This is a genomic window from Halomonas sp. JS92-SW72, from assembly GCF_003547075.1.
Taxonomy (GTDB): domain Bacteria; phylum Pseudomonadota; class Gammaproteobacteria; order Pseudomonadales; family Halomonadaceae; genus Halomonas; species Halomonas alkalicola.
The window spans coordinates 1540039-1558916 of record NZ_CP032147.1; the positions used below are offsets into that span (position 1 = coordinate 1540039).

Here is an 18878-nt window from a genome sequence, read left to right on the forward strand (position 1 = left end):
CCCTTCGCGAACCGGCTCAAGGAAAAGCGCCATGAATCTCGAGTTCAAGCCCGGCGGGGAAGGCCTGCGCACCCGCGCCTTCCAGATCATCTTCGAGTCGGACACCCCGGCGGCCAAGGGCTTCGATATCGCCCTGATCGTGGTGATACTCGCCAGCGTGCTGGTGGTGATGCTCGACAGCGTCGAGGCCTATGCGGCGCGCTGGGGGGAGCTCTTCTTCTGGCTGGAGTGGGGCTTCACCCTCGCCTTCACCATCGAGCTGGCGGTGCGGCTCTACTGCCTGGATCGGCCGATGCAGTACCTGAGGAGCTTCTACGGGGTGGTCGACGTCATCGCCGTGCTGCCCACCTGGCTGGCGCTGATCATCCCGGGCGCCCAGGCCCTGCTGATCGTGAGGGTCCTGCGGGTGCTGCGCATCTTCCGCATCCTGCGGCTGATGCAGTTCGTCGGCGAGGGGCGGCTGCTGGTGGCGTCGCTGCGCCGCGCCCTGCACCCCATCTTCCTGTTCCTGCTCACCGTGCTCTTCCTGGTGACCATCTTCGCCTCGCTGATCTACCTGATCGAGCCCGCCGAGGCCGGCTTCACCAGCATCCCCCAGGCCATCTACTGGTCGATCGTGACCCTCACCACCGTGGGCTACGGCGATATCGTGCCGGTCACCCCGCTGGGCCAGGGGCTCTCGGTGATGGTCATGCTCACCGGCTACTCGATCATCGTGGTGCCCACCGGGGTCTTCTCGGCCGAGGTGATCCGCTCGATCCGCCAGGAGCGCTACTCCGACGAGGCGTGCCCAGGCTGCGGCCATGACCAGCACGAGCGCAGGGCAAGGTACTGCATGAAATGCGGCACCTGGCTCGACGAACAGACGCCGGACCCGCACCTCTCCGAGGAGGAGCAGGCGGCCTGGTGGGAGGCTCGGGGAGACGACGAGGAAGCGAAGGGCGAGACGCCGCCGGGCTGACCCGGCGGCGGCCGCCATTACTCGCGGAAGGGGGCGACGTCGCCGCGTCCCTCGCGCAGGATCGTCGGCGGCAGGTCGCGCAGGTCCACCACGCTGGTGGGCTCCAGGTGGCAGGCGCCGCCGTCGATGATCAGGTCGAGCTGGGTGCCGAAGCGGTCGCGGATCTCCTCGGCATCGGTCATCGGCAGCTCATCGCCCGGCGGGATCAGCGTCACGCTCATCAGCGGCTCGCCCAGCGCCTCGAGCAGGGCATGGGTGATGGCGTGGTCCGGCACCCGCACCCCGATGGAGCGCCGCTTGGGGTGCAGCAGCAGTCGCGGCACCTCGGTGGTGGCATGCAGGATGAAGGTGTAGGCCCCCGGCGTGTGGGCCTTGAGCAGCCGGAAGACGGCGTTGTCCACCTTGGCGTAGGTGCCGATCTCCGAGAGATCCGAGCAGACCAGGGTGAAGTTGTGCTTGTCATCCAGGGAGCGCAGCCGCTTGATCTTCTCGACGGCCTTCTTGTCGCCGAGGTGGCAGCCCAGGGCGTAGCCCGAGTCGGTGGGATAGGCCACCACCCCGCCGGCGCGGATGATCTGGATGGCCTGGTCGATCAGGCGCTTCTGGGGATTCTGGGGGTGAAGCTGGAAGAACTGGCTCATGGTGTCGCTCCCTGTGCAAAGGCCATGCGGATGATGGTGTGACTATAGCGCGCCGACGCAGGCGACGAGCCTGGGGTGGGTCCACACCGGCGGCGTGGCCGTGCGCGGCACCGGGCTCATGCTGCCCGGCGCCAGGTGACCGCCGGGAAAGTGGAAGTCGCTGCCCAGCGAGGCGTAGAGCTCGCGCTCCTGGAGCTGGCGGGCCAGGTCGCGGGTGGCATCGGGGTTCTGGAAGCCGCTGACCAGCTCGGCAGCCTGCCCGCCCGCCTCGCGAAAGGCATCCAGCAGCAGGCCGCGCTTGCGCCGGGTCAGGCCGTGGCGCAGCGGATGGGCCAGCACCGCCACGCCGCCCGCGGCGACGATCCAGGCCACCGCCTCGCTGAGCCCCGGCCAGTGGGACTTGACGTCTCCGGCCTTGCCATCGCCCAGGTGCTTCCTGAAGGCGGTGGCGACGTCGGGCACCAGGCCCGCCGCCACCAGTGCCCGGGCGAAGTCGGGCCTGCCCAGGGGGCGCTCGCTGCCGGCCTGCTCCCGGGCCCTGGCCAGGGCATTCTCGAGGCCGAGCTTCTCCAGACGCTCGGCGATCTTGAGCGCCCGCCGCTCGCGCGCCTCGGCCTGGGCCGCCAGCCCCTCGGCCAGGGGGCCGCGTACGCCCTCGGGCAGCAGCCCCACCACGTGGATATTGTGGCCGCGCCACTGGGTGGAGAGCTCGGTGCCGGGGATCAGGGTGAGCCCCTCCCGCGCCGCCGCCGCCGCCGCCTCGGGCACCCCGGCCAGGGTGTCGTGGTCGGTCAGCGCGACGTGGGTGAGCCCCCGCGCCTTGCACAGCGCCAGCAGCGCCTCGGGCGAGAGGGCGCCATCCGAGGCGGTGGAGTGCATGTGCAGGTCGATGGTGAGCGGTTCGGGGTCGCCCTCGAAACGGGCGGGAAGTGGGGACATTGGCATGACGCCGGCTGGGGACTTTGTCAGAATGGCTTTCCATGGTGCGCGCCAGGCCCTGCGCGGTCAATCGCAGGCGCATCCTGCGGCGCCCGCCGTCCAACCCGAGGAAACCACTGCCATGCTCTATGCCATCATCAGTGAAGACGTGAACAACAGCCTGGAACGGCGCCTGGCCGCCCGCCCGGATCACCTGGCGCGCCTCGAGCTCCTGCGTGACGAGGGCCGCCTGGTGCTGGTCGGCCCCCACCCGGCCATCGACAGCGAGGACCCGGGCGAGGCGGGCTTCACCGGCAGCCTGGTGGTCGCCGAGTTCGAGAGCCTCAAGGAGGCCCAGGCCTGGGCCGACGCCGACCCCTACATGATCGCCGGGGTCTACGCCAGGGTCACCGTGAAGCCGTTCAAGAAGGTGATGCCCTGACCCCCTGCCCCTCACGGCACCTTGTCCACAGCCGAGTTTTGCACAGAGGCTGTGGATAAGACTGTTGAAACGCCGCGGACGCTTTTCCCCAGCCGGCATGGGGCGCCGCCGCGGCGCCATTGATCAGATAGTGACCAGCCCTCTCCCCTGAGACCATCCCGCCATGGAGCTCCCGTGACCGCCGCCCCCGATGGCCTGCCCCCGCTCGCCGCCCTGGAGACCGCTCGCCTCGACTGGCAGCGCGATGACACCGGCGAGGAGGCTCCCCGCTCCGCCGCCTTCGACGACGTCTACTTCTCGCGCCACGACGGCCGCGCCGAGACCGAGCACGTCTTCCTTGGCGGCAACCGGCTGCCGCAGCGCTTCGCCGACTGGCCGGCGCGCCGCCCCTTCGTGATCGGCGAGACCGGCTTCGGCACCGGGCTCAACATGCTGGTCGCCTGGGCCTGCTTCGACGCCCATGCCCCGGCGCAGGCACGGCTGCACCTGGTCTCCACCGAGAAGTTTCCGCTCACCCGCGAGGACCTGGCCCGGGCGCTGGCCAATTGGCCCGACCTGGCCCAACGCGCCGAGGCGCTGCTGGCCCAGTGGCCCGAGCCGGTGGCGGGCGTCCACCGGCTGTGGCTCGACCCGCGGGTCACCCTGGACCTGCACTTCGGCGATGCCGCCGAGCGCCTCGCCCTGCTCGATGGCCGGGTCGACGCCTGGTTCCTGGACGGCTTCGCGCCCGCGAAGAATCCCCAGATGTGGCAGCCCGAGCTGTTCGCGGCCATGGCCGACCGCTCGCGCCCCGGCGCCACCTTCGCCACCTTCACCTGCGCCGGGGTGGTCAAGCGTGGCCTGGCGGCGGCCGGCTTCGCCTGGCGCAAGGTGCCGGGGTTCGGCCGCAAGCGCGAGATGCTGGCCGGCGAGATCGCAAGTCCCCCCGAGGATACCCGCCGCGCCCGCGCCCCCTGGTTCACGCCGCCTGCGGCACGGCCGCCGCGCCATGTGGCGGTGATCGGCGCCGGCATCGCCGGCGCCAGCGTGGCCGCCGCCCTGTCGCGGCGCGGTATCGAGGTCACCCTCATCGACCGCTTCGACCGGGCGGCCCTGGGCGAGACCCACCTGCAGGGGGCGCTCTACGTCAAGCTGGCCGTGGAGACCAACCTCCAGAGCCGGGTCTACCTGGCCGGGCTGCTCCACAGCCGCCGCTGGCTGGCGTGGCTCGACCCGGACCAGCGCCTGTGGCGCCCCAGCGGCGTGCTGCAGCTGGCGCTGAGCGAGAAGGAGCAGGCGCGCCAGGCGCGCTTCCTGACGGGACACCCCCTGCCGGAGAGCGTGGTGCGCGGCCTCGACGTCGAGGCGGCCAGCGTCGTCGCCGGCGTCAGGGTCACCGCCCCCGCGCTGGACTACCCGAATGCTGCCTGGGTCCGCCCCCTGGAGCTCTGCGTTCGCCTCGCGGCAAGCCCGGGGGTGCACTTCCGCCAGGGCGAGGTCAGGGCCCTGCAGGCGGAGGAGGACGGCTGGGCGCTGACCCTGGCCGACGGCGAGCGCCTCGCGGCCGACCAGGTGGTGGTCGCCGGGGCGAGCGAGGCCGCCGCCTTCGCCCAGACCGCCGGCCTGCCGCTGCAGCCGGTACGCGGGCAGGTCAGCCAGCTCGCCCTTCCCGAGGGTGCTCCTGCCCTGGGGCGGGTGGTGTGCGCCGGTGGCTATGTGCCGCCCGCGGCGGACGGGGTGCTCAATTTCGGCGCCACCTTCGGCCCCGGCGAGACCGACATGGCCGAGCGCCAGGCTGACCATGCGGCCAACCTGGCCGAGCTCGCCCGCGGCCTGCCCGATTTCGTGGCGGGCCTGCGCGCCGCCGGCGCCGACCTCGCGCCCGAGCGCCTCACCGGCCGGGTGGGCGTGCGGGCGGCGAGCCCGGACAAGTCACCCTACGCCGGCCCGGTGCCCGACGCCGAGGCGTGGCGAGAGGACTACGCCGTGCTGGCCAAGGACGCCACTCGCGTCCCCGATGTCCACGGGCGCCACCATGCCGGCCTGTGGATCAGCAGCGCCCACGGCTCCCGCGGCCTGGCCAGCGCCCCGCTCTGCGCGGAGCTCATCGCCTCGCGGATCTGCGACGAGCCGCTGCCCCTGGAGCAGCCGCTCGCCGACCACCTGCACCCCGGCCGGCGACTGATCCGCGACATCATCCAAGGGAAGTAAGCGAGAGGCGTCGGGAACGGCTCGTGGAGGGGGGCCTACCCCTCCTCCTCGTCGTCGGCCAGGTCTCTCCCGAAGGCCCGCCACTGGGCCAGGGTCATCACCTCGGTGGTCTCGGTCTGCAGGTCGTGGGCGATGATCAGCTCGTCGCGCTCGAGCTGGCGCCGGAGCTCCCCCACCCAGCCGCGCATGCCCTCGCCGGTATCGCTGGTGTCATAGCCCTGGCGGGTGACGAAGACTTCCAGCAGCGCCTCCAGGGTCTCGGCGGGCAGCATGCGATAAGGCACCTCGATAAAGCGTCCGCTCATGCTTCGTCCTCCCCGTCGGCGCCCTCGCCCGACTCCCAGGCGGCCAGTCGCTCGAGGAAGGCCGCCTCGTCGAGCACCGGCACGCCGAGCTGCATGGCCTTCTCCAGCTTGCTGCCGGCGGCCTCCCCGGCCACCAGGCCCGCGGTCTTCTTCGAGACGCTGCCGGCCACCTTGGCGCCCAGCGCCTGCAGCCGCGCCTTGCCCTCGTCGCGGGTCATGCTCGCCAGGGTGCCGGTCAGCACCCAGGTCTGGCCGGCCAGCGGCTGCGGCCGTTCGCCTACCGCCTCCTCCTCCCAGCGCAGGCCGCAGGCGATCAGGTCGTCGACGGTCTCGCGGTTGTGGGGCTGACGGAAGAAGGTGTGCACGTGGGCGGCGACGATGGGGCCCACGTCCTCCACCGCCTCGAGATCGGCCTGCTGGGCGCTCATCAGCGCCTCCAGGGTGCCGAAGTGGCGCGCCAGGTTGGCGGCCGTCGCCTCGCCCACCTCGCGGATCCCCAGGGCATAGATGAAACGCGCCAGGGTGGTGGCGCGGGCCTTGTCCAGGGCCGCCACCAGGTTCTCGGAGGACTTCGTCCCCATGCGCGGCAGCTCCGCCAGGCGCTCGGCCTCCAGGCGGAAGAGATCCGCCGGGGTGGTGACCCAGTCGCGTTCGACCAGCGCCTCGATCAGCTTCTCCCCGAGCCCGTCGATATCCAGCGCCCGGCGCGAGGCGAAATGCTTGAGCGCCTCCTTGCGCTGGGCGGCACAGTAGAGCCCGCCGGAGCAGCGTGCCACCACCTCGCCCTCGAGGCGCTCGATCTCGGCATCGCACACCGGGCAGCGCTCGGGGAAGACGATCTCCCGGGCATCGGCGGGCCGCAGCTCCTTCATCACCCGCACCACCTGGGGAATCACGTCGCCGGCGCGGCGAATGGCCACGGTGTCGCCGATCATGACGCCGAGCCGCGCAATCTCGTCGGCATTGTGCAGGGTGGCGTTGGAGACGGTGACCCCGGCCACCGAGACCGGCTCGAGACGAGCCACCGGGGTGATGGCGCCGGTGCGTCCGACCTGGAACTCCACGTCGTTGAGCCGGGTGGTCTGCTCCTGGGCGGGAAACTTGAAGGCGATGGCCCAGCGCGGCGCCCGGGCTACGAAGCCCAGTTCGCGCTGCAGGCGCAGGTCGTCGACCTTGATCACCACGCCGTCGATGTCGTAGCCCAGCCCGTCGCGCTTCTCGCCGAGGCGCCGACAGTAGTCGATGATCCCGCCCGCGCCCCTGACCACCTCAAGCTCCCGGCTGGTGCGAAAGCCGAAGTCGCCGAGGTGGGCCATCAGCGCGCTATGGGTGGCATCCCCCTGGGGCGGCTCGATGCGTGCCACCTGGTAGGCGCTGAAGGTCAGCGGGCGGGTGGCGGTGACCCTGGGGTCGAGCTGGCGCAGGCTGCCGGCGGCGGCGTTGCGGGGGTTGGCAAAGACCTTGGCCTCCTCGGCCCGAGCCCGGGCATTCATCGCCTCGAAGCTGGCGTGATCGATGGTCACCTCGCCGCGCACCTCGAGCAGGGCCGGGGGAGAGTCGCCGCGCAGCCGCAGCGGTACCGAACGCAGGGTGCGCAGGTTGGAGGTGATGCCCTCGCCGGTGCGGCCATCGCCGCGGGTGGCCCCGGTGATCAGCACGCCCTCCTCGTAGACCAGGGAGACGGCGGCACCGTCGAGCTTCGGCTCGCAGCAGAAGGCGATCTCGTCGCCCTCCACCTCCAGCCGCTCCGCCACCCGGGCGACGAAGGCGGCCAGCTCCTCCTCGCTGAAGGCGTTGTCCAGCGACAGCATCGGCACCGCGTGCTCGATCTCGGGAAACCCCGCGTCCGGCGGCGCTCCGACCCGCTGGGTGGGCGAGTCCGGGGTCACCAGCGCCGGATGAGCCGCCTCGATCTCCTGCAGGCGCCGCAGCCGGCGGTCATAGTCGGCGTCGGTGAGGCTCGGGTCATCGAGCACGTAGTAGCGATGGTTGGCGTCATCGAGTTCGGCGCGCAGGCGCGCCACCTCGTCGAGAAGCGACTGATCGGCGTTGGTCATGGAAAGCGGTGTCTCGATGGTTGGCAGGGCGTCGAGGCGGATGGCCCGCAGCGGGAAGCGATCAAGGCCTGCAAGCTTACCAAAGCAACACCCCCCGGTGGGATGCCGGGGGGTGTCGATGGGGCCTGGCCGGTGCCGCTGGTCAGTTCACCTGATAGCGGTGCAGGCGATGGCGGCGCACGAACTCCTGAACGCGTTGGCGGGAGAAGCCGATGGTCTGGGCGGTCATCACGCTGTGATTCTCGTCCTTCAGCTCGCCGCCCAGATGGCGCACGATCACCATGGCAGTCTCCACCATGGCCTCGAAGGCAGCCGAGGGATCGTCGGCACCGGGCAGCGGCATCAGCAGGGTGATGCCCGGGGTGCGAAACTCGTCCATGGCCTTGATGGGGAAGCTGCCCGGCTTGACCACATTGACCATGGAGAACTGCAGGCGGCTCTCCGGGTCCTCGGTCTCGAAGCGGTGGAAGACCCCCATGTCGCGATCGTAGCGCAGGCCACAGGCCAGCATCAGATCCAGCAGGGCGGCGCCGGAGAAGCCCTCCTCATCACGCGACATCACGCTGATGACGATCAGCTCGCTGGCGGCGCTCAGGGTCTCCCGGGCATGCTCGGCGCTGACATCGTGGCGCAGCGCCTTCTCCAGCACCGGGTGCACGCGCACCTTGTCGCTGTTGAGCGCAGGCGCCAGGTCGGGCTCGGGGTCACGGAGGTCATCCGCCCGGGCAGTATCGTACTCGTACTCGACGTCGGCGGGCTCGCTGCGGCGGGCGCGGGGCGGCGCGAAGAGCGGGTCGTTGTCGTCGGCCGCGGCGATGGCCTGGGCCTCGAGACGACGGCGCTCGGCCTCCCGGGCCGCACTCTCCGCCTCGGCCTGCTCCCGGGCCAGGCGCTGACGCTCGGCGTCGAGGGCGGCCTTCTCGGCCTTCTCCTTCTCGCGACGCGCCTTCTCCAGGCGCTTCTGCTCCCGGCGCTCGGCCAGGGTCTTCTGCAGGGAGGCCCCGAAGCGCTGGACGGATGCCCCCACGCGTCTGGAGCCGCTCTTCAGGGAGTCCCCCATGCCTTCCAGGTCCACCAGCCGGTAGCGTTCGTCATCCTGCGGATGGCCGTCATGATCGTCGGGATCGGCGGCCAGGGGCTCGTCGGTGTCGACCGCCAGGACGGCGTCATCGTCCAGGGCAGAGAGGCCCGGCTCGCGGCGCTCGGCCTGAACGGGCTCTGCTTCAACGGACTCGGCCTGAGCGGGCTCTGCCTTGACGGTCTCAGCCTGAGCGGGCTCGGCCTGAACGGATTCGGCCTTGGCGGGCTCGGGCTGAACGGCATCCGGCGGTGCGGATTCGGCCTGAACGGGTTCAACCGGTGCCGCCGCGGCTGGCTCGGCCGATGCGACCGAGGCCGCGGCCCCGGAAACCGGCTCGTCCTTCCTGGCCTTGGTGACCTTGACCTTGGCGGCCTTGGCATCGGCAGGCGTGCCGGCAACCCCTTCGCCGACGCCGAGCCCGGGCTCGCGCTTCGCGACCGGCGCCTCGCCATCGCTACGGAAGGCCTCGGCCTTGCGGCGGAAACTGGCCAGCACGCGGGAGGGGCCAGGATGTTCCTGGCGCTCCAGCTTGGGCTTGGGCTGCACCTGGCTGTAGTCCGCGGGCCTGACGACTCGCGCCCCTCCATTGGGCAATTCCCAGTTGATCTCGGCCTCGCGGGCCTGCTCGTCGGGGTCGGTGCCGCGAGTCTCTTCCGCTACCTCATCGAGGCGGGGAACTCGCCGCTGGCGCTGAAGGCGACGCACCCCATCCACCACGATGAGGGTCACCAGCGCCAACCCCAGGATGATCAGCCACTCTCTAAGTTCCATGGGTCGTCAGCCTTTCGCTTAGGCGCCATGCCTGATGGTTGTCCGTCCATAGCATAGCGCGATCGCCAAAAAAGGGGCCACTTTTTTTATTTGTCAACCCTCCGGGTTTTCCTGCCCTGAGTCGACGATGCCCCACGCAATCGCCCTTCGATGATCCCCTCGCATCCATGCAATGCAGCATTACCACTCTCCTTGTTACCCCTTTTATTACTCGGCATCAAGCCCGTCAGGCTTCGGCCAGGGCGGCGGCTTCCTCGACATCCACCGATACCAGCCGCGATACCCCCGGTTCCTGCATGGTGACACCCATCAGTCGATCGCCGGCTTCCATGGCGATCTTGTTGTGGGTGATATAGATGAACTGGACGCTCTCCGACATCTCCTTCACCAGCTTCGCGTAGCGACCCACGTTGGCGTCATCCAGCGGCGCATCCACTTCGTCCAGCATGCAGAAGGGGGCCGGGTTGAGCTGGAAGATGGCGAAGACCAGCGACAGGGCGGTCAGCGCCTTTTCGCCACCGGAGAGCAGGTGAATGGTGCTGTTCTTCTTGCCAGGCGGGCGCGCCATGATGGCGACCCCGGTCTCCAGCAAATCCTCCCCGGTCAGGGTCAACCATGCGGTTCCGCCGCCGAAGACCCGGGGGAAAAGCGACTGCAGGCCGGCGTTGACCCGCTCGAAGGTGTCGCGGAAACGGGCCCGGGTTTCCTGGTCGATGCGCCGGATCGCCCGGTCGAGGGTCTCCAGCGCCTCGCTGAGCTCGGCATGCTGGGCCTCCAGGTAGTCGCGGCGTTCGGCCTGCTGGTCATACTCCTCGATGGCCGCGAGGTTGATGGCGCCGAGGCGGCGGATGCGCTCGCCGAGCTCCTCCAGGCGGGTCTGCCAGGCGGACTCGGTGGCGTTGGGGTCGAGCCCCTCGGCCAGCTCGCGCTCCTCGAGGCCCAGTTCGCGCAGCTGCTCATCCTGGGTCTCGGCCTTGAGCTGCAGGGCCTGAACCTGCATCCGCGCCTCCTGGAGGCGTTCGCGAATGCCCTCCAGGCGGCGCTCATGGCCCTGGCGCGCCTGCTCGTCCTCGCGCAGGCGCTCCACCAGCTCGGCGGAGCGGGCACGCACCGCGTTGAGGGCCCGCTCCTCGCGCTCGCGGCGGTCGAGCAGCTCGTCGAGGCGTTCGCGGCGCTCCTCCTCCGGCTCGCGCAGCAGCTCGCGCTCCTCCTCGAGCTCCTCCCGTCGCCCCTGCAGGCGTTCACGGGCCTCGGCGGCGCGCCCCTGCTGTTCGGCGAGGCCGGTGCGCTCGGCGGCCAGGCGCTCCTGCTCGAGGGCCAGGCGCTGCAGCTGTTCGGCCAGGGGGCGCTGGCGGGCGCGAAGCGAGGCGAGCCGCTCTCGGGCGGCCTGCCGCTCGCGCTCGAGCCGCTCGCGGCGCTCCGCGCCCTCCTCGAGCCGCGTCATGGCCTGCTGCCAGCGATCGCGGGCCTCCTCGATGGCGAGCCGCGCCTCTTCGCGCGCCTCGCCGAGGCCGGCCAGCTCCTCGGCCAGTTCGGCGGCGCGGCCCTCCAGGTGCTCCAGGCGGCTGGCCAGCCCGCTCTGCTGCACCGCCAGCTGCTGGCGCTGCTGATCCAGGTCGCGCTCCTCGAGGCGGCACGCCTCCAGGTCCCGCTCGGCCTGCTCGGCACGCTCCAGCTGCTCGGCCAGCCGCAGCTCCTGCTCCTCCAGGCGAGACTCGACGGCCGCGAAAGCGGCCTCGGCCTCGGCCTGGCGGCGACGGCTCACCAGCAGGGCATCGGGGCCATCGCCCAGCCCGCGATGGCGCATCCAGTCTGCGCCCAGCCAGAGGCCGTCGGGGGTGATCAGGCTCTCGCCGGGGGCGAGGGTCTCGCGCTCGGCCCAGGCGGCCTCTCGGCTCTCGACGCAGCGGATGGTCGCCAGCCAGCGGGCGGCGGCGCCCGCGCCCCGGACGCGGCTCGCCAGGGTGCCGGCGGGCGCCTCGCTCTCGCGCGCCTCGATCAGCCCCAGCTCCGCCGGAGGCGCCGCCAGGGCGGAGGGGTCCAGGGAGGCCAGTCGGGCCCGCAGCCAGGGCGCCAGCACCCAGGACACCGCGGCCTCCCAGCCGTCATCGACCGAGAGGCACTCGCCGAGGCGCGGGGCCTCGGCGAGGCCCAGCCCGGCCAGGTAGGCATCCAGCGCCTCGTCGTGATCGGCCAGCCCGGCCTGGATCAGCGCCTCCAGGGAGGCGAGCTCCCCCTGCAGTTCGCTGCGTCGCTGACGCTGCTCCTCGCGGGCGGCCTCGCTGTCGCGGGCCGCCTCCCGGGCCGCGTCGCGGGCCTGCTGCAGGCTCTCGCGGCGCGCCTCCAGAGACTCGCGCCTGAGCTCCAGCTCGGCCAGCCGCTCGGCGAGCTCGGCCCGCTGTTCGGTCAGCGCCGCGATGTCGGGCAGCTCCGCCAGCTGCTGGCGGCGGCGCTGTTCATCGGCGCCGAGGCGCTCCAGGCGTGACTCCTGCTCGCGCAGGCGATCCTGGCCGCGTTCGGCCTCGCGACTCGCCTCGCGCCACTGCTCGCTGAAGGCCTCCCAGGCGGCGTCGGCCTCCTCCGCCTCGGGCTCGGCCTCCTCGAGAGCCGCCTCCAGCTCCTCGAGCTGCTCGGCCAGGGCCTCCCGCTCCGGCGTGAGGGTCTCCAGGCGCTCCTCCAGCCGCGCCAGCCGCTCGCCGTCGTCCTCGCCCAGGCGCGCCAGTTCCTGGAGGTCGCGGTGGGCGGCCTCCAGGTCGCGGGCCAGCTGGGCGTCGCGGGCGCGGGCATGCTCGAGATCCTGCTCCAGCCTGGCGATGGCGGTGGTGGTCTCGAAGAAGCGTGACTGCTCGGCGTCGAGCTCGGCGGCCAGGCGGTCGTGGTCGACCCGGGCCTCCTCGAGGCGGGTCTCGCACTGCCGCAGCCCCAGCACCTCGCGCTCCACCGCGGTCTCGAGCTCACCGACGCGGCTCTCCTCCTCGCCCTGGCGGACGCGCAGGGCCCGGGCGCGCAGCAGTGCCAGCTCGCCCTTGACCCGGTGCTCCTCGTTCTTGAGCTGCTGGTAGCGGCGCGCGGCCTCGGCCTGGCGCCGGAGGCGCTCGAGCTGCTTGTCGAGCTCCTCGCGGATATCCTCCAGGCGATCCAGGTTCTCCTGGGTGCGGCGCATGCGGCTCTCGGTCTCGCGGCGGCGCTCCTTGTACTTGGAGATGCCGGCGGCCTCCTCCAGGGTGGCGCGCAGCTCCTCGGGACGTGCCTCGATCAGGCGCGAGATCATGCCCTGGCCGATGATGGCGTAGGAGCGCGGGCCGAGGCCGGTACCCAGGAAGAGGTCGGCGATGTCGCGGCGGCGACACTTCTGGCCGTTGAAGAAGTAGGCGGACTGGGCGTCGCGGGTCACCACCCGCTTGACGGCGATCTCGGCGTACTGGGCGTAGATACCGCCCATGGCGCCGTCACGGTTGTCGAAGAGCAGCTCGATGGCAGCCTGCCCCACCGGCTTGCGGCCGGTGGAGCCGTTGAAGATGACGTCGGTCATCGACTCGCCGCGCAGGGTCTTGGCGGAGGACTCCCCCATGACCCAGCGCACCGCGTCGATGATGTTGGACTTGCCACAGCCGTTGGGCCCGACGATGGCGGTCATGTTGCCGTCGAAGGGCACCGTGACCGGGTCGACGAAGGACTTGAAGCCTACCAGGCGGATCGACTTGAGGCGCATCGGCGACTATCCGCCGAGGCTAGTCGAAGACACGGTCGACCACCACCTCGACGGGCTCGCCGTCGGTGGCGCCCACCGGCACCCCCTCGCGATCGCCGAACAGGTCGCCGGCCTGGGGGGCCGCGTCGCCGCTGGCCGAGACGCGCACCATCAGCCGCGCCTCGCGCACCTGGGCGAGGCTCGCCTCCGGGGACATGGCATGGCGCTCGTCGAGGACCACCTCGGTGGGCAGCTCGCCGACCGGGAAGCGGGCCACGGCCAGGGGGGGCAGCTCGCCCTCCATGTCGCGCGCCACCACGAATACCGTGGCCTCCTCGCCCAGGCGACCATTGAGCGCCTGATCCAGGCTCACCCGGACGCGGATGCCGTTCCCCTGGGCCTCGCCCATGGTCGGCTCCCGGGCCTCAGGCTCGACGCCCAGCCGCTCCTGGGCGACGCGGATGCCTTCCCGCAGCGCCTGGCCGGAGGAGGCATCCGACATGCCCGCGATGGCGCGCCGCCAGTAGTCGATGGCGCCCTCATAGTCGCTGCGGTCGAAGGCCTCGATGCCCAGCACCCCGAGCACCGTGGGCTGGCTGGAGTCGCGCTCCAGGGTCTCGTCCACCAGCGCCTGCACCCGGGGGGTCAGCTGGCGGTCGGCGACGAAGAACTCGACCTGGGCCAGCTGGCCAAGCAGCGAGGGGTGGCGCCCCTCGAGCTCGATCAGCCGCTCCAGGGCGTGGATCGCCTCGCGGCCCTGGCCCATGTCCCGATAGAGCGGGAACAGCGAGGACCAGACGTTGGGATTGCCGGGCTGGCGCACGGCCTGCTCCTCGAGGCGCTCGATCAGCATCTCGATGGAGCCATCGGGGTGGTTCTGCACCTCCTCCTGCAGCGCGAGCAGGGTGAGGTCGCCCTCGGCCCCCTCGCGCTGGTACCAGAGCACGCTGGCCGCCACCACCAGCACCATCACGATCGGCACGGCCAGGCGGCCGGAGGCGGAGGCCTTGAGCGGCGCCCGCTTGAGGCCCTCGGTGTCCTCGAGCAGGCCGCGCTCGAGCTCCAGGCGATCCTCCTCGAAGCGGGCCTGGTCGATATCGCCACGCTCGAGGGCTGCCTCCAGCGACGCCAGGCGCCGCTGGAAGATCGCCACGTTCTGCTCCGCGGTGCGGTCGTTGATCTCGTGGTCGCGCTGAGCGTCATGCACGGCACGCGCCCGGCGCAGCGGGGCGACCAGCAACCAGAGTGCCGGCAGCAGCAGGACGGCGAAGGCAATCCATAACAGGGTCATTCGGTTCTCTCGCGGTTGATCAGGGCTTGCAGACGGGCGCGCTCCTCGGCAGAGAGCGCCTTGGCGGAGGCGTTCTGGCGGGACCGCACGATCAGCACCACCAGCAGGGCAGCGAGCAGCACCAGGCCGGCCGGCAGCCCCCACAGCAGGAAGGTGCGGCCCTCCAGGCGGGGGTTGTAGAGCACGTAGTCGCCGAAGCGCTGCACCATGTGGTCGCGGATTTCGATGTCGGAAATGCCCTCGTGCAGCAGCAGGTAGACGCGGTCACGCATGTCGCCGGAGACCGGCGCATCGGAGTCGTTGATCGCCTGGTTCTCGCAGGTGGGGCAGCGCAGCGAGGCCGTCAGGCTTCGGTAGCGCTGCTCCAGCACCGGGTCGTCGAACTCGCGCACCTCGATGGCCGCGGCCTGGGCCAGGCCGCTCACCAGCAGCAGGGCGAGCGTCGTGATCAGGTTTCGCATCAGCGCCATCTTTCCACCTCCGGCAGGATCTTTTCGCGCACCTCGCCCGGCGAGATGTAGCCCACGTGGTGATAGCGGATCACCCCGTCGGCATCCACCAGGAAGGACTCGGGCGCGCCGAACACGCCCAGCTCGAAGCCCAGCTCGTTGTCCGGGTCGAAGATATTGATCTCGAAGGGATTGCCGAACTCCTCGAGGAAGCCGAGGCCCTTCTCGCGGGTATCCTTCCAACTGATGCCGACCATGCGGACATCGTGGCGATGGGAGAGGTCGAGCAGCTGCGGCATCTCGCGCTTGCACTCCGGACACCACTCCCCCCAGACGTTGACCAGGGTGAGCTCGCCGGTGGTCAGCAGCGAGCGGTCCACCCGGCGTTCGGGATCCTCCAGGGTGGAGAGGTCGAACTCCGGGAAGTCCCGGGCCATCAGCGCCGACTCCCGGTGGAAAGGGTTCAGCGAGAGCCCCTGGTAGAGGAACAGCGACAGCGCCAGGAAGCCGGCCAGCGGCAGCAGCAGCAGCAGGCGACGGTTCATGCGGCCGCCTCCTTGCCGGGAGCTCCCGAGGCGGCCTTGAGCGCGGCCTCCTCGGGATCCGGCGCGGTGGCCAGGCGGCGGTAGCGCTTGTCGGCCACGGCCAGCACGCCGCCGATGGACATCAGCAGGCCGCCCAGCCACAGCCAGCGCACGAAGGGCTTGTACTGCACCCGCATGGCCCAGCTGCCGTCGCCCAGGTCCTCGCCCATGGCGACGTAGAGGTCGCGGAACAGGCCGGGGCGCAGTGCCACCTGGGTCATCGGCATGCCGGTGGCGATGTAGAGGCGCTTCTCGGGGTTCATGGTGAAGCTGCGCTCACGGTCGCCACGCTGCACCTCGATCACCGCGCGGTCGGCCAGGAAGTTGGGGCCGCGGCGATCGGTGAGCTCGGTCATGGTGAAGGTGTAGCCGGCGACCTGGACGCTATCGCCCGGCCCCATGCGCACATTGCGCTCGATGTTGTAGTTGGAGACGATCGCCACGCCGACGATGGTCACCGCCACGCCCAGGTGGCCGAGCTGCATGCCCCAGTAGGCCAGCGACAGCTTCTTGAGTCCCGCGCCGAGGGAGCTGGCGTGACGGGTCTTGTCATAGAGGTCGCGAAGCATGGGCAGCACGATCCAAAGCGCGGCGATCAGGCCGATGGCCACCGGCGCGCTCCAGCGCTCGGCGAAGATCAGCGGCAGCGCCGCGCCCAGCACCACGGCCACCGCGGCGGAGAGCCACAGCCGCTGGATCAGCAGGCTCGGCGCGGTGTCCTTCCAGCGGGCGATCGGTCCGAGCCCCATGAACACGCACATGATCAGGGTCAGCGGCACGAACAGCGCATTGAAGTAGGGAGGCCCCACGCTGATCTTGCCCAGGTCCAGGGCATCCAGGATCAGCGGATAGACGGTGCCCATCAGCACGGTGACCGTCATGATCACCAGCATCAGGTTGTTGATCAGCAGCAGGGCATCCCGGGAGAGCCAGCCGAAGCCCACCTTGTGGCTGACCCGCGGGGCGCGCAGGGCGAAGATCAGCAGCGACAGGCCCACGGTGATCCCCAGCAGCATCAGGATGAAGAAGCCGCGGGAGGGATCGTTGGCGAAGGCGTGCACCGAGGTGAGCACCCCGGAGCGCACCAGGAAGGTGCCCAGCAGCGACAGCGAGAAGGTGGAGATCGCCAGCAGCAGGGTCCAGCTCTTGAAGGCGCCGCGCTTCTCGGTGACCGCCAGGGAGTGCATCAGGGCGGTGCCGGTCAGCCAGGGCAGCAGGGAGGCGTTCTCCACCGGATCCCAGAACCACCAGCCGCCCCAGCCCAGCTCGTAGTAGGCCCACCAGCTGCCCAGCGCGATGCCCACGGTGAGGAAGGCCCAGGCCAGGTTGGTCCAGGGGCGCGCCCAGCGCGCCCAGGCGGCATCCAGGCGCCCGCCCAGCAGGGCGGCGATGGCGAAGGCGAAGACCACCGAGAAGCCCACGTAGCCCATGTAGAGCATCGGCGGGTGCAGGATCAGGCCGATGTCCTGGAGCAGCGGGTTGAGGTCCGCTCCGTCCGCCGGCATGTGCGGCAGGATCCGCTCGAAGGGGTTGGAGGTGACCAGGATGAAGAGCAGGAAGCCCACGCAGACCAGGCCCATCACGCCCATCACCCGGGCGACCATGTCGCGGGGCAGCTCCCGGGAGAAGCGCGCCGCGAAGTAGCCCCAGCCGGCCAGCATCAGGCTCCACAGCAGCACCGACCCCTCGTGGTTGCCCCATACCGCGCTGAACTTGTAGTACCAGGGCAGCATGGAGTTGGAGTTGTTGGCCACGTTCATCACGCTGAAGTCGTCCAGCATGTAGCTCGCGGTCAGGCAGGCATAGGCGATGGCCACGAACAGGAATTGACCGGCCGCCATGGGCCGGGCATAGGCCATCCACAGCGGGCGACGGGTCGCCGCACCGGCCAGGGGCATCACCGCCTGCACCGTCGCCAGCAGCAGGGCGATGACCAGGGCGTAGTGGCCGATCTCGGGAATCATCTTGGTCAGCATGGGCACTCCTGATCAGTACGAGCTGCTGGTGGCGCCGTCGCCGTTGGCTTCCTCGGCCTCCAGGCGCTTGGCCACCTTGGCGGCCTTCTGCTGGAAGTCCTCGGGCTTGTAGCCGGCGTCCTCCAGGGCCTGGGCCACCTCGGGCGGCATGTAGTTCTCGTCGTGGCGGGCCAGCACCTGGTCCGCCTTGAGGTAGCCGTCATGCTGCAGCTGGCCGACCACCACCACGCCCTGCCCCTCGCGGAACAGGTCGGGCAGGATGCCGCTGTAGTGGACGCGCAGGTCGTCCACGTAGTCGGTCACGGTGAACTCCACGTCGAGGCTGTCGGGGTTGCGCACCACGGTGCCCTCCCGGACCATGCCGCCGGCACGGATCTGGCGCTCGAAGGGCGCCTCGCCGGCGGCGATCTGCACCGGGCTGAAGAAGAGGTTGATGTTGGCGCGCAGGGCATAGAGGGTCAGGCCCACGGCCACGGCCGCCAGCGCGATCAGCCCCAGGATGACGTAGAGCTTCTGCTTGCGCTTCGGTGTCAGGCTAAGTGTCATGACGATTACCACCCGTTTGATGTGAAACTCCAGCCATCTCGCTCTGGTTGGCGCCCAGGCGCTCCTCGCGCCGCACCCGACGCTGCAGGTTGCGCAGCAGCTGGCGACGCTCGGCGCGGGCGTGCAGGACGATCGCCACCAGCAGTGCGCCGGTCACTCCCCAGGCGGCCCAGACGTAGGGGGCATGGCCCCCCATGGCAATGAATTCGTTGAAGGACTCGAAGGCCATCAGCGCTCCTCCCCGGCCAGGTCACGCACCCAGCGCTTGTTGGACTCGCGGCGCAGGATCTCGCTGCGGGTGCGCATCAGGGTCAGGGCAATGAAGAAGCTGTAGAAGCCCAGCACCATGATCAGCAGCGGCGCCCACATCTCCATGGGCATGCCGACGCGCCCGGTGATGGTGAAGGTGGCCGGCTGGTGCAGGGTGTACCACCAGTCCACCGAGTACTTGATGATCGGGATGTTGATCACCCCCACCATGGCCAGCACCGAGGCGGCCCGGGAGGCGCTGTCGCGGCTCGTGAAGGCGCCGCGCAGGGCGATCACCCCCAGGTAGAGGAAGAGCAGGATCAGCATCGAGGTCAGGCGGGCGTCCCACATCCACCAGGTGCCCCAGGTGGGCACGCCCCACACCGCACCGGAGAAGAGCGACACGAAGGTCATGGCCGCGCCCAGCGGTGCCATCATGGCGGCGGCCATGTCGGCCACCTTGATCTTCCAGACCATGTAGACCAGGCCACACACCGCCATGCTGACGAAGATCGACTGGGCCAGGAAGGCCGAGGGCACATGGACGTAGATGATGCGGAAGCTGTTGCCCTGCTGGTAGTCGGCGGGGGCAAAGGCCAGGCCCCAGACGGTGCCGGTAAGGATCAGCGCGGCCGCGGCGAGCCAGAAGAACGGCTGCAGCCTGGCCCCGATGGCGTAGAACCACTTGGGGGAACGCAACTTGTTAATAAAGGCCCACATGCTTCT

At 70.5% G+C, this 18878-nt stretch carries 16 protein-coding genes; 3 read left to right on the plus strand and 13 right to left on the minus strand.

The window, feature by feature from the left end; all coding sequences use genetic code 11:
- The first annotated feature begins 31 nt into the window (after positions 1–31).
- Positions 32–961, plus strand: coding sequence for an ion transporter (locus tag D1793_RS07235; protein ID WP_119021564.1), 930 nt, complete (start codon positions 32–34; stop codon positions 959–961).
- A gap of 17 nt (positions 962–978) precedes the next feature.
- On the opposite strand, the gene D1793_RS07240 is transcribed toward D1793_RS07235, so the two are convergent.
- Positions 979–1602 carry an L-threonylcarbamoyladenylate synthase gene (locus D1793_RS07240; RefSeq protein WP_119021565.1) on the minus strand — a complete coding sequence of 208 codons (624 nt, stop codon included), beginning with the start codon at positions 1600–1602 and terminating at the stop codon, positions 979–981.
- A 42-nt stretch (positions 1603–1644) separates the two neighbouring features.
- Positions 1645–2547 carry a PHP domain-containing protein gene (locus D1793_RS07245; RefSeq protein WP_119021566.1) on the minus strand — a complete coding sequence of 301 codons (903 nt, stop codon included), beginning with the start codon at positions 2545–2547 and terminating at the stop codon, positions 1645–1647.
- Positions 2548–2662: 115 nt separating this feature from the next.
- Between D1793_RS07245 and D1793_RS07250 the strand changes: the two genes are divergently transcribed.
- Positions 2663–2962, plus strand: coding sequence for a YciI family protein (locus D1793_RS07250; RefSeq protein WP_110068852.1), 300 nt, complete (start codon positions 2663–2665; stop codon positions 2960–2962).
- A gap of 174 nt (positions 2963–3136) precedes the next feature.
- Positions 3137–5152, plus strand: coding sequence for a bifunctional tRNA (5-methylaminomethyl-2-thiouridine)(34)-methyltransferase MnmD/FAD-dependent 5-carboxymethylaminomethyl-2-thiouridine(34) oxidoreductase MnmC (gene mnmC, locus D1793_RS07255; RefSeq protein ID WP_119021567.1), 2016 nt, complete (start codon positions 3137–3139; stop codon positions 5150–5152).
- A gap of 35 nt (positions 5153–5187) precedes the next feature.
- Here the strand turns inward: mnmC and D1793_RS07260 are convergent, their stop codons facing one another.
- The 11 genes from D1793_RS07260 to D1793_RS07310 all read right to left on the minus strand — a co-directional run bounded on the left by D1793_RS07260 (position 5188) and on the right by D1793_RS07310 (position 18872).
- Positions 5188–5457, minus strand: a complete 270-nt coding sequence (locus D1793_RS07260) for a YheU family protein (RefSeq protein ID WP_119021568.1) — start codon at positions 5455–5457, stop codon at positions 5188–5190.
- Entirely contained in the window at positions 5454–7514 is a 2061-nt protein-coding gene (gene ligA, locus D1793_RS07265; protein WP_119021569.1) for an NAD-dependent DNA ligase LigA, read from the minus strand. Before ligA ends, D1793_RS07260 begins: the two co-directional genes overlap by 4 nt.
- 142 nt (positions 7515–7656) lie before the next feature.
- Positions 7657–9366: a cell division protein ZipA gene (gene zipA, locus D1793_RS07270; RefSeq protein ID WP_119021570.1), complete on the minus strand. Its 1710-nt coding sequence runs from the start codon at positions 9364–9366 to the stop codon at positions 7657–7659.
- Between the two features lie 226 nt (positions 9367–9592).
- Positions 9593–13078, minus strand: coding sequence for a chromosome segregation protein SMC (gene smc / locus D1793_RS07275; RefSeq protein WP_119021571.1), 3486 nt, complete (start codon positions 13076–13078; stop codon positions 9593–9595).
- Between the two features lie 19 nt (positions 13079–13097).
- Positions 13098–14348, minus strand: coding sequence for a c-type cytochrome biogenesis protein CcmI (ccmI, locus tag D1793_RS07280; protein WP_119021572.1), 1251 nt, complete (start codon positions 14346–14348; stop codon positions 13098–13100).
- Positions 14345–14818 carry a cytochrome c-type biogenesis protein gene (locus D1793_RS07285; protein WP_119021573.1) on the minus strand — a complete coding sequence of 158 codons (474 nt, stop codon included), beginning with the start codon at positions 14816–14818 and terminating at the stop codon, positions 14345–14347. Before D1793_RS07285 ends, ccmI begins: the two co-directional genes overlap by 4 nt.
- Entirely contained in the window at positions 14809–15342 is a 534-nt protein-coding gene (locus tag D1793_RS07290; protein WP_119021574.1) for a DsbE family thiol:disulfide interchange protein, read from the minus strand. Before D1793_RS07290 ends, D1793_RS07285 begins: the two co-directional genes overlap by 10 nt.
- The gene (locus tag D1793_RS07295) at positions 15339–17357 is read right to left on the minus strand and encodes a heme lyase CcmF/NrfE family subunit (protein ID WP_119021575.1); all 2019 of its coding nucleotides are present in this window, start codon (positions 17355–17357) and stop codon (positions 15339–15341) included. The genes D1793_RS07290 and D1793_RS07295 overlap by 4 nt, the downstream gene beginning before the upstream one ends.
- A 12-nt stretch (positions 17358–17369) precedes the next feature.
- Positions 17370–17891: a cytochrome c maturation protein CcmE gene (gene ccmE, locus D1793_RS07300; RefSeq protein WP_119023615.1), complete on the minus strand. Its 522-nt coding sequence runs from the start codon at positions 17889–17891 to the stop codon at positions 17370–17372.
- A 1-nt stretch (position 17892) separates the two neighbouring features.
- On the minus strand, positions 17893–18132 hold the full coding sequence (gene ccmD, locus D1793_RS07305) for a heme exporter protein CcmD (RefSeq protein ID WP_119021576.1): 240 nt from the start codon (positions 18130–18132) through the stop codon (positions 17893–17895).
- The gene (locus D1793_RS07310) at positions 18132–18872 is read right to left on the minus strand and encodes a heme ABC transporter permease (RefSeq protein ID WP_119021577.1); all 741 of its coding nucleotides are present in this window, start codon (positions 18870–18872) and stop codon (positions 18132–18134) included. The genes ccmD and D1793_RS07310 overlap by 1 nt, the downstream gene beginning before the upstream one ends.
- Positions 18873–18878 lie beyond the last annotated feature (6 nt).

Bases quoted from the DNA above. Each gene is read 5' to 3' on its own strand.
- D1793_RS07235 (WP_119021564.1), top strand. From the start codon at position 32: ATGAATCTCGAGTTCAAGCCCGGCGGGGAAGGCCTGCGCACCCGCGCC.
- D1793_RS07290 (WP_119021574.1), bottom strand. From the start codon at position 15,342: ATGAACCGTCGCCTGCTGCTGCTGCTGCCGCTGGCCGGCTTCCTGGCG.
- D1793_RS07245 (WP_119021566.1), bottom strand. From the start codon at position 2,547: ATGCCAATGTCCCCACTTCCCGCCCGTTTCGAGGGCGACCCCGAACCG.
- ccmD (WP_119021576.1), bottom strand. From the start codon at position 18,132: ATGGCCTTCGAGTCCTTCAACGAATTCATTGCCATGGGGGGCCATGCC.
- D1793_RS07250 (WP_110068852.1), top strand. From the start codon at position 2,663: ATGCTCTATGCCATCATCAGTGAAGACGTGAACAACAGCCTGGAACGG.
- ccmI (WP_119021572.1), bottom strand. From the start codon at position 14,348: ATGACCCTGTTATGGATTGCCTTCGCCGTCCTGCTGCTGCCGGCACTC.
- D1793_RS07285 (WP_119021573.1), bottom strand. From the start codon at position 14,818: ATGGCGCTGATGCGAAACCTGATCACGACGCTCGCCCTGCTGCTGGTG.
- D1793_RS07295 (WP_119021575.1), bottom strand. From the start codon at position 17,357: ATGCTGACCAAGATGATTCCCGAGATCGGCCACTACGCCCTGGTCATC.
- smc (WP_119021571.1), bottom strand. From the start codon at position 13,078: ATGCGCCTCAAGTCGATCCGCCTGGTAGGCTTCAAGTCCTTCGTCGAC.
- D1793_RS07260 (WP_119021568.1), bottom strand. From the start codon at position 5,457: ATGAGCGGACGCTTTATCGAGGTGCCTTATCGCATGCTGCCCGCCGAG.
- zipA (WP_119021570.1), bottom strand. From the start codon at position 9,366: ATGGAACTTAGAGAGTGGCTGATCATCCTGGGGTTGGCGCTGGTGACC.
- D1793_RS07240 (WP_119021565.1), bottom strand. From the start codon at position 1,602: ATGAGCCAGTTCTTCCAGCTTCACCCCCAGAATCCCCAGAAGCGCCTG.
- D1793_RS07310 (WP_119021577.1), bottom strand. From the start codon at position 18,872: ATGTGGGCCTTTATTAACAAGTTGCGTTCCCCCAAGTGGTTCTACGCC.
- ligA (WP_119021569.1), bottom strand. From the start codon at position 7,514: ATGACCAACGCCGATCAGTCGCTTCTCGACGAGGTGGCGCGCCTGCGC.